The sequence below is a fragment of the [Enterobacter] lignolyticus SCF1 genome, assembly GCF_000164865.1.
GTDB lineage: Bacteria > Pseudomonadota > Gammaproteobacteria > Enterobacterales > Enterobacteriaceae > Enterobacter_B > Enterobacter_B lignolyticus.
Genome location: NC_014618.1, coordinates 3,353,995 through 3,366,620, shown reverse-complemented (window position 1 = coordinate 3,366,620; position 12,626 = coordinate 3,353,995). Strand labels below are relative to the sequence as shown.

The window sequence follows — 12,626 nt, the reverse complement described above, 5'->3', positions numbered from 1 at the left end:
CGTAGCGTGGGGAACGACCACGCTGCGTATAGTCTGTCCGTGCTTCCTGATAATCGTGAGGGCAGGAGGTCCCGCCCCTCATTGTTTTAATTAGTTAAGCGCTTTATCGTTCGGTGCTTTAAACAGAGCCTTCATGTCTTCCGACAGTTCAAAGTTCATGTTCAGGTTTTTCGGTGGGATTGGGTTCTTAAACCACTTGTCGAACCATTTCTCGGCTTCCCCGGAGGTTTGCGCCTGGGAAATGGTGTCGTCCATCAGCTTTTTGAACTCAGGATCATTTTTACGCAGCATGCAGCCATAGGCCTCTTTGGACTGCGGCGTGCCGACGATAACCCAGTCATCCGGCTTCTTCGCTTTGGCGCGTTCGCCGGCCAGCAGCGCGTCATCCATCATAAAGGCCACCGCGCGGCCGCTTTCCAGCGTGCGGAAAGAGTCGCCGTGATCCTTCGCGCTGATGATGCGCATGTTCATTTGCTTCTCGTCATTCAGCTTGTGCAGCAGAACTTCAGAGGTGGTGCCGGACGTCACGACCACGGTTTTGTCTTTCAGATCCGGGAAATCTTTAATCGGGCTGCCTTTTTTCACCAGCAGGCGGGTGCCGATCACGAAAATGGTGTCAGAGAAAGACGCCTGCTGCTGACGCTCAAGGTTGTTGGTCGTCGAGCCGCACTCGAAGTCAAAGGTGCCGTTTTGCAGCAGCGGGATACGGTTTTGCGAAGTCACCGGCAGAAGTTTGATCTGCAGATCCGGTTTGTTGAGCTTTTTCTTCACCGCTTCAACGATAGCGTTGGAATAATCCTGAGAGTAACCGACGACTTTTTGCTGGTTGTCATAGTATGAGAAAGGGACCGAGGACTCACGGTGGCCGACCACAATAACGCCGTTTTTGGCGATTTTATCCAGCGTGCTCTGCCCGGCTGCCGGCGCGGCATCATCGGCATGAGCAAGCCCGGCGGACATTCCCATCACCAGCATTGCTGCGGCCAGTTTACGTAATTGCATATCCAACTCCTTTTATCGTCAGCGCCAGGTAACGTGACGCATCGATACCCATGTGAATGTTGTGTTGTTATTGCCTGCAACTTTTCCGTGCAGTATTTATTAAGCCTGTTTGTTAGCATTTAGTTTGGCTTAATGTAAAGATTTTGCTGCGTTATTGTTTATTTTTGCGAAGCGCGCCGCACCATTCAGAGGCAAAAATCTCTCGTTGCACTGTTTCGGTGCTACTGATGATCTACGCTGGTGCGACCAGGTTGCACGTTAAGCCAAACGGCGTTTGCGTGAATAAACAAAGCAATAGCTGTGCCAGAATTGGGAGTAACGGTAGGAATTGCCCGGCAAGCAGAGCGCCGCCGGGCAAGGAGAGGAACAGATTATTTGCGGCGTTGGCGAAGGCTCATCAGCAAGGCGCCAAAACCAAACAACGCGGTCAGCGCCCACAGCGGCCAGTTACCGGTGCGCGCGTACGGCGTCAGGCCAGTCGTCGGAGTGACTTTTGTGGTCAGCACGTCGCGCGTGAACTGCGGGATCATCGCCTGCACGTCGCCCTGCGGCCCAATTACGGCGGTAATGCCGTTGTTGGTGCTGCGCAGCAGCGGTCGCGCCAGCTCCAGCGCGCGCATCCGCGCCATCTGGAAGTGCTGCCACGGGCCTATCGATTTACCGAACCAGGCATCGTTTGAAATGGTCAGCAGGAAGTCGGTGTCCGGACGGAAGTTATCGCGCACCTGTTCGCCGAGAATGATCTCGTAGCAGATAGCGGCGGTCAGCTTCAGATTATGCGCGGAGAGTTGCGGCTGGATGTAAGCGCCGCGGCTGAACGACGACATCGGCAGATCGAAGAACGGCGCCAGCGGGCGCAGAATCGATTCCAGCGGAACAAATTCGCCAAACGGTACCAGATGGTTCTTGTTGTAGCGGTTGGTGGAGTTGTAGCTGTACGGATTGTCTTTGCCCAGCGTGATGATGGTGTTGTAGGTGTCGTAACGGTTCTGCGCGTTAAGCCGCGCATCCACGATCCCGGTAATCAGCGAGCTGTCTTTCGCGCGCAGCATATTGTCCATCATGCTGAGCAGCGGCTGCTGGTTGATTTCCAGGTCGGGAATGGCCGACTCCGGCCAGATAATCAGCTGCGACGATCCCATCACCTTTTCGGTGGCGTCGAGATAAATTTTCAGCGTATTGAAAAGCTCTTTTTCGTCCCACTTCAGCGACTGCGGGATATTGCCCTGGATCATCGACACCTGAGTGGCGCGATCCGGCAACAGCTGGTACCACTGGATATAGCGCAGCGGGAACGGCAGGGCGAACAGCACCAGCGCGGCCGCCAGCGGGCGCCAGCTGCGCTGTATTGCCGCCAGCACCAGCAGGCCGCTTGCGATCATCAGCAGGAAGTTAATCGCCTCGACGCCCATCACCGGCGCCAGCCCCTTCAGCGGGCCGTCAATCTGGCTGTAGCCGAACTGCAGCCACGGGAAGCCGGTGAGCACCCAGCCGCGTAAAAACTCGGTTATCTGCCAGACGACCGGTGCGGCGAGCGCTACGCGCACCCAGCTCGTTTTCGGCCACAGGCGGCTTAGCACGCCAGCGAACAGGCCGGTATAAAGCGATAGATACGCGGCGAGCAGCACCACAAGGAAGACGTTGACCGGTCCCGGCATACCGCCAAACTGGGCGATACTGACGTAGACCCAGTTAATACCGGTGCCGAACAGGCCCATCCCCCAGAAATAGCCAATCCAGGCGCTTTGCAGCGGACGGCGATTGAGGGTTAAGCCCTGCAGGCCCATCAGCGAGATAATCGCGGCGGGCCAGAAGTCGTAAGGTGAAAAGGCCAGCGTACCGCTGGCGCCGAAAAGTAGCGCCAGCAGCAAGCGCACGCGCTGGCGTTGAATCAGAGAGGCAAATGCCATGTAGATTTGTCGTCCCGTTTAATTAATCTTCCAGCTTCGGTTGCGGTGCGTCATCCGGAAGTTTGACATGAACCTGGATGATACGACGACTGTCGGCCATCGCAACTTTGAACTGGTAACCGTCGATGTCAATAGACTCGCCGCGGGCAGGCAGATGACCGAACGCCTGCATCACCAGACCGCCGATGGTGTCGACCTCTTCATCGCTGAAGTGGGTGCCAAAGGCGTCGTTGAAGTCTTCGATAGGCGCCAGAGCGCGCACCGTCCAGGTGTGGCGGCTTAGCTGACGGAAATCGATATCGTCTTCTTCATCGTATTCGTCTTCAATTTCGCCGACGATCAGTTCGAGAATGTCTTCAATGGTCACCAGACCCGAGACGCCGCCAAATTCGTCAATCACAATCGCCATATGGTAGCGCTGGGAGCGGAATTCTTTCAGCATGCGATCGACACGCTTACTTTCCGGCACCACCACCGCCTGGCGCAACACTTTTTCCATGCTGAAGGCGTCGGCATCGCTGCGCATAAACGGCAGCAGATCTTTGGCCATCAGAATCCCTTCAATATGATCTTTGTCTTCGCTGATCACCGGGAAACGCGAATGCGCGGAGTCAATAATGACGTCGAGGCACTCGTCCAGGGTTTGGTTGCGTTTCAGGGTAATCATCTGAGAGCGGGGGATCATGATGTCGCGGACGCGCTGGTCGGCGATATCCATTACCCCTTCGAGCATGTCGCGCGTATCTTCATCGATAAGGTCGTTCTGCCCGGAATCACGGATCAGCGCCAGCAGTTCGTCACGGTTTTTGGGTTCGCCGTGGAACAGTTGGCTCAGTAACAGGGAAAAGAATCCCTTTTTGCTGTTTAAGGTGTCGCTACTGTGTGAATTGTCGTCGCTCATGGCGTCGTATGGGGTCTCATGTTAGTGGATTGTTCGCCGTCGCGCGTAAACTCAGCGCCAGACGGCATTTTATGTCGTCACGGCAGCGGGCTGCCGTACGGACTATTCTTTCTCGGCAATGTACGGATCATCATAGCCCAGAGCAAGCATTATCTCTGTTTCCAGACTTTCCATCTCTTCCGCTTCGTCATCTTCGATATGGTCGTAACCCAGCAGATGCAGACTGCCGTGAACCACCATATGCGCCCAGTGCGCCTCCAGCGGCTTGCCCTGTTCTTCGGCTTCGCGCTCTACCACCTGGCGGCAGATGATAAGGTCGCCCAGCAGCGGCATCTCCATGCCCGGCGGCGCCTCAAACGGGAATGAGAGCACGTTGGTGGACTTGTCCTTACCGCGGTAGGTCAGGTTCAGCTCGTGGCTCTCGGCGTCATCCACCAGGCGGACAGTCACTTCCGACTCTTCCTGGAACTGCGGAATAACGGCGTCCAGCCAGCGCTGGAACTGCGCCTCCTGCGGCAGACCGGCCTCGTTTTCACACGCCAGCTGTAAATCTAAAATCACGGCACTCATTTTTGCTCCTGCATGGCCTGGGCTTCGCGCTTACGCTCGGCGGCCACTTCTGCTTTACGTTTTTGTTCCGCTTCTTCCCAGGCCTCATAGGCGGTAACGATACGGGCGACGACCGGGTGGCGCACCACGTCTTCGCTGTGGAAGAAGTTAAAGCTGATTTCGTCCACTTCCGCCAGCACCTCAATGGCGTGGCGCAGGCCGGACTTGGTGCTGCGCGGCAGATCTATCTGCGTTACGTCGCCGGTAATCACCGCTTTCGAGTTAAAGCCGATACGGGTCAGGAACATCTTCATCTGCTCGATGGTGGTGTTCTGGCTCTCATCAAGGATGATAAAGGCGTCGTTTAGCGTACGGCCGCGCATATAGGCAAGCGGCGCCACTTCGATAACGTTGCGCTCAATCAGCTTTTCAACCTTCTCAAAGCCCAGCATTTCGAACAGCGCGTCATACAGCGGGCGCAAATACGGGTCGACCTTCTGGCTGAGATCGCCTGGCAGGAAGCCCAGTTTTTCGCCCGCCTCGACGGCAGGACGGGTCAGCAGAATACGGCGAATCTCCTGGCGCTCAAGCGCATCCACCGCCGCCGCCACGGCAAGATAGGTTTTCCCTGTCCCTGCCGGGCCCACGCCGAAGGTGATGTCGTGATCGAGGATATTGGCGATGTACTGCGCCTGGTTCGGCGTACGCGGCTTAATCACGCCACGCTTGGTTTTAATGTTGATGGCCTTACCGTAATCCGGCACGCTTTCGGCGCTTTGCTCCAGCACCCGGGCCTCTTTAATCGCCAGGTGGATCTGTTCCGGTTCGATATCCTGAGTCTGGCCGCGCAGAGGGGCGGTATCGACATAGAGTCGGCGCAGAATATCGGCGGCGGCAACCACGCAAATGGCGCGGCCGGTAAGTTTAAAGTGATTATCGCGGCGGTTGATTTCGATGCCCAGACGTCGCTCCAGATGCTTGATATTGTCATCGAAGGGGCCGCAAAGGCTCAGCAGGCGCTCATTGTCTGCCGGTTCAAGAGTGAGTTCACGGGTGTCTATGTTCAAACTGTTCCTCGTATATATGTCGTGCCAGAGGGCGCTGCGGGTCATCGTCCAGAGGGCTGTCATTATCGAAATTATTTACTGCACGGGAAAAAGGCGCAAGCATTGCTGTGGATATGGGGACAGGGAAGGGAAATGCAAGGGCCTGCCCGCTGGGGCAGGCCGCAGGGATTACGGCTGGAAGTGTCCAACGCCGAGGTCGTTCTCTTTACGGGTGCGGGCAATCACCGATTCCGGTGACTCCACGACGCGCAGGCCCATCTCATCTTCAGTGCGCACCAGCTTGCCGCGCAGGGAATTCGGGTAGACGTCGACTATCTCGACATCGACGAATTTCCCGATCATATCCGGCGTTCCTTCGAAATTCACCACGCGGTTGTTCTCGGTACGGCCCGACAGCTCCATGATGCTCTTGCGGGAGGTGCCTTCCACCAGGATGCGCTGGGTGGTGCCGAGCATGCGGCGGCTCCAGGCCATCGCCTGCTGGTTGATACGCTCCTGCAGGATATACAGACGCTGCTTTTTCTCTTCTTCCGCGACGTCGTCGACCATATCGGCCGCCGGGGTGCCCGGGCGCGCGGAGAAGATAAAGCTGTAGCTCATGTCGAAGTTAACATCGGCAATCAGCTTCATGGTGCGCTCGAAATCATCGGTGGTTTCGCCCGGGAAGCCGACGATAAAGTCGGAGCTAATCTGAATGTCCGGGCGCGCCTCGCGCAGCTTGCGGATGATAGCCTTATATTCCAGCGCGGTATGGGTGCGTCCCATCAGGTTCAGCACGCGGTCGGAGCCGCTTTGCACCGGCAGGTGCAGGAAGCTCACCAGCTCCGGCGTATCGCGGTACACCTCGATGATGTCGTCGGTGAACTCAATCGGGTGGCTGGTGGTGAAACGTACGCGGTCGATACCGTCGATGGCGGCAACCAGGCGCAGCAGGTCGGCGAAGGAGCCGGTGGTGCCGTCGTAGTTTTCACCGCGCCAGGCGTTGACGTTCTGTCCCAGCAGGTTGACTTCGCGAACGCCCTGGGCCGCCAGTTGGGCGATTTCAAACAGGATATCGTCGCTCGGACGGCTGACTTCCTCACCGCGGGTATAGGGCACGACGCAGTAGGTGCAGTATTTGTTGCAGCCTTCCATGATGGAAACGAACGCCGTCGGACCTTCGGCGCGGGGCTCCGGCAGACGGTCAAATTTTTCGATTTCCGGGAAGCTGATGTCCACAACCGGGCTGCGGTTGCCGCGCACGGAGTTGATCATCTCCGGCAGGCGATGCAGGGTCTGCGGCCCGAATATAATATCGACATAGTGGGCGCGTTGACGGATATGGTCGCCTTCCTGGGAAGCAACGCAGCCGCCGACGCCGATAATCAGGTCCGGATTTTTCTCTTTTAACAGCTTCCAGCGCCCCAACTGATGGAAGACTTTCTCCTGGGCCTTTTCACGGATTGAGCAGGTATTCAGCAGCAGCACATCCGCTTCTTCTGCGACCTCGGTCAGTTGATAGCCGTGGGTGGCATCCAGCAGATCGGCCATCTTGGATGAATCGTATTCGTTCATCTGACAGCCCCAGGTTTTAATGTGGAGTTTTTTGGTCATCGACTTGCTCATGCTCAGGAATGCAGGGCGCGTATTGTAATGCTTTGGTCGTGTGCTGACCAGCCTCACCTGAAAGGGGAAAAATCCGGTAAACTTAAGGGATTCAGGTTTAAGGACAATTCACCATGAGCATGCAACAAACGGATATCGCCGTGGTCGGCGGAGGGATGGTCGGCGGCGCGCTGGCGCTGGGGCTTGCCCAACACGGGTTTTCGGTGACGGTTATCGAGCACCAGGCGCCGCCTGCGTTTTCCGCCGTCGCGCCGCCGGATGTGCGTATTTCCGCCATTAGCGCCGCGTCGGTTGGCCTGCTGCGCGGGCTTGGCGTCTGGGAGTCGGTGCTGGCGATGCGCGCGCACCGCTATCGTCGGCTGGAAACCTGGGAGTGGGAAAACGCCCATGTGGTGTTTGATGCCGCTGAGCTGAAGCTGCCGGAGCTTGGCTACATGGTGGAGAACAACGTGCTGCAGCTCGCCCTGTGGCAGGCGCTGGCGGACCATGATCGGGTGACCTTAAAAGTGGCGACGCCGCTTAGCGGTATGGAACCGGCGGAGCAGGGTTATCTGCTGCGTTTTAGCAACGGCGACACGCTGAGCGCAGGCCTGACGATCGGCGCCGACGGGGCCAATTCTCAAATACGCCAGTGGGCGGGGATCGGCATCCACGCCTGGCAGTATCAGCAGTCCTGCATGCTGATCACCGTAAAATGTGAGGATGAGCCCGGCGACAGCACCTGGCAGCAGTTTACCCCGGACGGTCCGCGGGCGTTTTTGCCGCTGTTTGACGACTGGGCGTCGCTGGTGTGGTATGACGCGCCGGCGCGCATTCGCAAGCTTCAGTCGCTGCCGCTGCCGCAGCTTGAAGATGAGGTCACCCGGGCGTTTCCGCCGCGGCTTGGCCGCGTTACGCCATTAGCCGCTGGCGCATTTCCGCTGACGCGTCGCCATGCGCTGCGCTACGTGCAGCCGGGCCTGGCGCTGGTTGGCGATGCGGCGCACACCATCCATCCGCTGGCGGGACAGGGCGTCAACCTGGGCTATCGCGATGTCGAGGCGCTGCTGGACGTGCTGACCAGCGCACGCAGCCACGGAGAGGCCTGGGGCAGCCTGGCGGTGCTTAAGCGCTACCAGACGCGCCGTATGGCCGACAACTACCTGATGCAGTCGGGGATGGATCTGTTCTACGCCGGGTTCAACAACGACCTCGCGCCGGTACGCGTACTGCGTAATATCGGGCTGATGGCGGCGGGCCGCGCTGGCGCATTAAAGCGCCAGGCGTTGAAGTATGCGTTAGGGCTGTAGGCTAGAACAGGGAAAGCAGGGACTTCAGCGCAGGCAGCGTTTTGCCTGAGCGGACGAACTGCGCCTGATGCCAGATCTGCCCGTTGGGATGCGATATTTCGGCAAACTGCAGTTCATTGAGCGTCGCCAGCCGCTGGCCGGTGCGCCATACCGCCGCAGCCAGCGGGAGCAGCAGGACAAGGCTTCCGACGACGGCGTAGAGATCCCACGGCGCTGCGATAAATTGCCAGACCGCCAGCGTAAGACAACCGGCCTGCAGGATAAACTTCAGCAGAAAAGCGCTCTGAAAAAAGCGGCGGGCTTTGGCCGGTGAGGAAAATCCGGGGTTGGTCAGCACGCTCCGCTGCTCTCGTACCGGAATAGCGTTAACGTAGACGAGCCACTCGCTATTCTCCTGCGGCGACCAGACCCGCATGTTCTCTTTTTGACGGTGCAGATACATGGCGATCAGTATCGGCCAAAAGAGCCCTGTCAGCAGCATGTAGCCAAGCCCGGCGGAAAAGCCCATCCATGACAGCGCGAGGCTGACGCCAGCCGCCAGAAGGGGGAGGGGTTTGTAAAACCATAACGCGGAGGTTTGGTACTCCATCATGACGTCCCTGCAAAGTCAGCACTGATATGATGACATTATCATCGGGCGCAAAAACAAAAAAGCCCGCCGAGGCGAGCTTTTTTGTCTGTTAAGTGGCTGGGGTACGAGGATTCGAACCTCGGAATGCCGGAATCAGAATCCGGTGCCTTACCGCTTGGCGATACCCCAACGGGTGCGTTTAAACAAATTGTATAAAACGACTTTGAAAAATGGCTGGGGTACGAGGATTCGAACCTCGGAATGCCGGAATCAGAATCCGGTGCCTTACCGCTTGGCGATACCCCAATTTTTCATGGCGAAATACTGCGCTGGCAATATCTCTAATCTGGTGGCTACGACGGGATTCGAACCTGTGACCCCATCATTATGAGTGATGTGCTCTAACCAACTGAGCTACGTAGCCAAATTTCTTTTTCTTTCACATCGACTGGCTGGGGTACCTGGATTCGAACCAGGGAATGCCGGTATCAAAAACCGGTGCCTTACCGCTTGGCGATACCCCAACAACAGGTACGTCAGTTTGTCGATGAAAAGATGGCTGGGGTACCTGGATTCGAACCAGGGAATGCCGGTATCAAAAACCGGTGCCTTACCGCTTGGCGATACCCCATCCGTGCAACGCTTACCTGGGAATGGTGCGGGAGGCGAGACTTGAACTCGCACACCTTGCGGCGCCAGAACCTAAATCTGGTGCGTCTACCAATTTCGCCACTCCCGCAAAAAGATGGTGGCTACGACGGGATTCGAACCTGTGACCCCATCATTATGAGTGATGTGCTCTAACCAACTGAGCTACGTAGCCCTCTTTTTCGCGTTACCTTATCGGCGTTGCGGGGCGCATTATGCGTATAGACCCTTGCAGCGTCAACCCCTTTTTCATCGAAAATGGCCTGAATGTGACTGTTTGGTTAGGTTGCGAACAGCATGACCGAATAATCGGCGTTTATTGATTATTTAGCGTAATTTAGGTGGGGAAAAAACAACGGACCCCGTAGGGTCCGTACTGTTATTTGTAGGCTGACTGATGGACGCCGACAGCGCGGCCGGAGGGATCGTTCATGGTTTTGAAGGCTTCATCCCATTCAATCGCCTTAGCGGAAGAACAGGCGACCGACGGACCGCCGGGTACGCACTCCGCCGCGCTCGGCACCGGGAACAATTCTTCGAAAATTTCGCGATACAGATACGCTTCTTTCGACGACGGGGTGTTGTACGGGAAGCGGAAGCGCGCCGTTTCCAGCTGCTGATCGGTAATCTGCTTCGCCGCCACCTCTTTTAAGGTATCGATCCAGCTGTAGCCGACGCCGTCAGAGAACTGCTCTTTCTGGCGCCAGGCCACGCTTGCCGGCAGATAGGATTCAAAGCATTCGCGCAGAATATGTTTTTCCATTTTGCCGTTGCCGCACATTTTGTCCTGCGGGTTAATGCGCATCGCCACATCGAGGAACTTCTTGTCGAGGAACGGCACGCGCGCTTCGACGCCCCAGGCGGACATCGCCTTGTTGGCGCGGGCGCAGTCGAACATATGCAGCGCCTGCAGCTTGCGGACGGTCTCTTCGTGCAGCTCTTTGGCATCCGGCGCCTTATGGAAATAGAGGTAGCCGCCGAACACTTCGTCTGAGCCTTCGCCGGACAGCACCATTTTGATACCCATCGCTTTGATCTTACGCGACATCAGGTACATCGGCGTCGAGGCGCGGATGGTGGTGACGTCGTAGGTTTCGATGTGATAGATAACGTCGCGGATCGCGTCCAGACCTTCCTGCACGGTGAAGTGAATTTCATGGTGCACGGTGCCCAGGTGGTTGGCCACTTCCTGCGCGGCTTTCAGATCCGGGGAGCCGACCAGGCCAACGGCAAAGGAGTGCAGCTGCGGCCACCAGGCTTCTGAACGCTCCTGGTCTTCCACGCGACGGGCGGCGAATTTTTTGGTGATCGCGGAGATTACGGAAGAATCCAGGCCGCCGGAGAGCAGTACGCCGTACGGGACGTCAGACATCAGATGGCTTTTCACGGAATCTTCCAGCGCCTGGCGCAGCGCGGCTTTGTCGGTCACATTGTCTTTGACCGCGTCATACTCGAACCAGTCGCGCTGGTAGTACTGACGAATTTCGCCGTCTTTGCTCCACAGATAGCTGCCCGCCGGAAACTCTTTGATGGTGCGGCATACCGGCACCAGCGCTTTCATTTCGGAGGCGACGTAGAAGTTGCCGTGCTCGTCGTGGCCCATATACAGCGGGATGATGCCGATGTGGTCACGGCCAATCAGGTAAGCGTCTTTCTCGCTGTCGTACAGGGCGAAAGCGAACATTCCCTGCAGGTCGTCGAGGAACGCCGGGCCTTTTTCCTGATACAGGGCGAGGATTACTTCACAGTCGGAGCCGGTCTGGAAGGTGTAGCGATCGCCGTACTCCGCGCGCAGCGCCTGATGGTTGTAAATTTCACCGTTGACCGCCAGCGCGTGAGTTTTCTGCGCGTTGTACAGCGGCTGGGCGCCGGCGTTGACGTCGACGATCGACAGACGTTCATGCGCGAGGATGGCTTTATCGCTGGCGTAAATGCCGGACCAGTCCGGGCCGCGGTGGCGCATCAGGCGGGAGAGTTCGAGCGCCTTTTTACGCAGCTCAACCACGTCAGTTTTAATATCCAGTACACCGAAAATAGAACACATAGAGAAATCTCCGTTAAGCCTGTTGCGTGTTGTTGTGTCATTGCATGAGATAAAAAATGCCGCAAACCGCCGGAAGGCGCAACAGATTTGCGGGTGAAAAAGAAAAAAGTGCAATGGAGATTAGCGAATGCTGAAAATCACGTATGTTATTGTCGCTGTCATTAGCGATTATTCAATAAAATAGTGATTTTATTAGAGGGTGTTCTTTTTTCTGCTTCCAGAAAGCAAAAACCACGTCCGGGGACGTGGCGTTGTTCAGATAACGTCGATTTCGGCGACCGACGGGTAAATCCACGACGGCCTGAACGGTACGCTGTCGATATCGTCGACCGTCGATACCCCCGACAGCACCAGGATGGTTTCCAGCCCGGCCTGAAAGCCCGCCAGAATATCGGTGCGCAGGTTGTCGCCCACAATCACCGTCTGCTCAGAGTGAGCCTGCATTTTATTCAGCGCGGCGCGGATGATCCACGGGCTCGGCTTGCCGACATAGAACGGTTTGCGACCGGAGATTTTTTCGATACCGGCGCACAGCGCGCCGCAGGCAGGGTAAAAGCCGCGGCCGTGGGTGTCTGGATTGGTGGCGATAAAGCGCGCGCCGTTAGCGACAAAAAAGGCCGCTTTGTGCATCATTTCCCAGTTATAGGAGCGGGTTTCGCCGACGATAACAAAATCCGGGTTGACGTCGGTGATAGTGAATCCGGCTTTATAGAGCTCGTGGATGAGCGCGCCTTCGCCGACCACATACGCTTTTTTGCCTTCCTGGCGTTTCAGGAAGTCGGCCGTCGCCATGGCGGAGGTATAGAAAACGCTATCCGGGACATTAACTCCGGCCGTTGCAAAGCGGTTTGCCAGGTCCTGACCGGTCTGGGAAGGGTAGTTGGTCAGCAGCACCAGCGGCATCCCTTTTTCCATCACCCGGTTAAGAAACTCAGCGGCACCCGGTACGGCAACGTTGTCATGCATCAGCACGCCGTCAATATCACAAATTACATTCTTAATGGTCATGGACTACCCGACATCAAAAAAAGAAGGCGTAA

Annotated in this window: 10 protein-coding genes and 7 tRNA genes; 1 reads left to right on the top strand and 16 read right to left on the bottom strand. The window is 57.0% G+C overall.

The features are described 5' to 3' along the window. Positions 1-90 precede the first annotated feature (90 nt). The 6 genes from ENTCL_RS15700 to miaB form a co-directional block, all read right to left on the bottom strand. Positions 91-1,002, bottom strand: coding sequence for an amino acid ABC transporter substrate-binding protein (locus tag ENTCL_RS15700; protein WP_013367125.1), 912 nt, complete (start codon positions 1,000-1,002; stop codon positions 91-93). A gap of 371 nt (positions 1,003-1,373) precedes the next feature. Next, positions 1,374-2,912, bottom strand: coding sequence for an apolipoprotein N-acyltransferase (gene lnt, locus ENTCL_RS15695; protein ID WP_013367124.1), 1,539 nt, complete (start codon positions 2,910-2,912; stop codon positions 1,374-1,376). A 22-nt stretch (positions 2,913-2,934) separates the two neighbouring features. Continuing rightward, positions 2,935-3,813 carry a CNNM family magnesium/cobalt transport protein CorC gene (gene corC / locus ENTCL_RS15690; RefSeq protein ID WP_013367123.1) on the bottom strand — a complete coding sequence of 293 codons (879 nt, stop codon included), beginning with the start codon at positions 3,811-3,813 and terminating at the stop codon, positions 2,935-2,937. Between the two features lie 102 nt (positions 3,814-3,915). Next, positions 3,916-4,383 (bottom strand): rRNA maturation RNase YbeY, encoded by a 468-nt coding sequence (gene ybeY / locus ENTCL_RS15685; RefSeq protein WP_013367122.1) that lies wholly within the window; start codon positions 4,381-4,383, stop codon positions 3,916-3,918. Further along, positions 4,380-5,429 (bottom strand): PhoH family protein, encoded by a 1,050-nt coding sequence (locus tag ENTCL_RS15680; RefSeq protein ID WP_044611985.1) that lies wholly within the window; start codon positions 5,427-5,429, stop codon positions 4,380-4,382. The genes ybeY and ENTCL_RS15680 overlap by 4 nt, the downstream gene beginning before the upstream one ends. 168 nt (positions 5,430-5,597) lie before the next feature. Beyond that, positions 5,598-7,022: a tRNA (N6-isopentenyl adenosine(37)-C2)-methylthiotransferase MiaB gene (miaB, locus tag ENTCL_RS15675; RefSeq protein ID WP_013367120.1), complete on the bottom strand. Its 1,425-nt coding sequence runs from the start codon at positions 7,020-7,022 to the stop codon at positions 5,598-5,600. A 125-nt stretch (positions 7,023-7,147) separates the two neighbouring features. On the opposite strand from miaB, the gene ubiF reads away from it, so the two are divergent. Then, positions 7,148-8,323, top strand: a complete 1,176-nt coding sequence (gene ubiF / locus ENTCL_RS15670) for a 3-demethoxyubiquinol 3-hydroxylase (RefSeq protein ID WP_013367119.1) — start codon at positions 7,148-7,150, stop codon at positions 8,321-8,323. A gap of 1 nt (position 8,324) precedes the next feature. Here ubiF and ENTCL_RS15665 read toward each other — a convergent pair whose 3' ends face one another. The 10 genes from ENTCL_RS15665 to nagD all read right to left on the bottom strand — a co-directional run bounded on the left by ENTCL_RS15665 (position 8,325) and on the right by nagD (position 12,594). Further along, positions 8,325-8,915, bottom strand: a complete 591-nt coding sequence (locus tag ENTCL_RS15665; RefSeq protein ID WP_013367118.1) for a hypothetical protein — start codon at positions 8,913-8,915, stop codon at positions 8,325-8,327. A 93-nt stretch (positions 8,916-9,008) separates the two neighbouring features. Further along, positions 9,009-9,083, bottom strand: a tRNA-Gln gene (locus ENTCL_RS15660). Positions 9,084-9,125: 42 nt separating this feature from the next. Beyond that, positions 9,126-9,200, bottom strand: a tRNA-Gln gene (locus ENTCL_RS15655). A 41-nt stretch (positions 9,201-9,241) separates the two neighbouring features. Continuing rightward, positions 9,242-9,318 (bottom strand) — tRNA-Met (locus ENTCL_RS15650). Positions 9,319-9,343: 25 nt separating this feature from the next. Further along, positions 9,344-9,418 (bottom strand) — tRNA-Gln (locus ENTCL_RS15645). Positions 9,419-9,450: 32 nt separating this feature from the next. Beyond that, positions 9,451-9,525: transfer RNA gene (locus ENTCL_RS15640), tRNA-Gln, on the bottom strand. 23 nt (positions 9,526-9,548) lie between these two features. Then, positions 9,549-9,633 (bottom strand) — tRNA-Leu (locus ENTCL_RS15635). Between the two features lie 7 nt (positions 9,634-9,640). Continuing rightward, positions 9,641-9,717 (bottom strand) — tRNA-Met (locus tag ENTCL_RS15630). A 204-nt stretch (positions 9,718-9,921) separates the two neighbouring features. Beyond that, positions 9,922-11,586, bottom strand: coding sequence for an asparagine synthase B (gene asnB / locus ENTCL_RS15625; protein ID WP_013367117.1), 1,665 nt, complete (start codon positions 11,584-11,586; stop codon positions 9,922-9,924). A 255-nt stretch (positions 11,587-11,841) separates the two neighbouring features. Next, positions 11,842-12,594: a ribonucleotide monophosphatase NagD gene (gene nagD / locus ENTCL_RS15620; protein ID WP_013367116.1), complete on the bottom strand. Its 753-nt coding sequence runs from the start codon at positions 12,592-12,594 to the stop codon at positions 11,842-11,844. Positions 12,595-12,626: the final 32 nt, after the last annotated feature.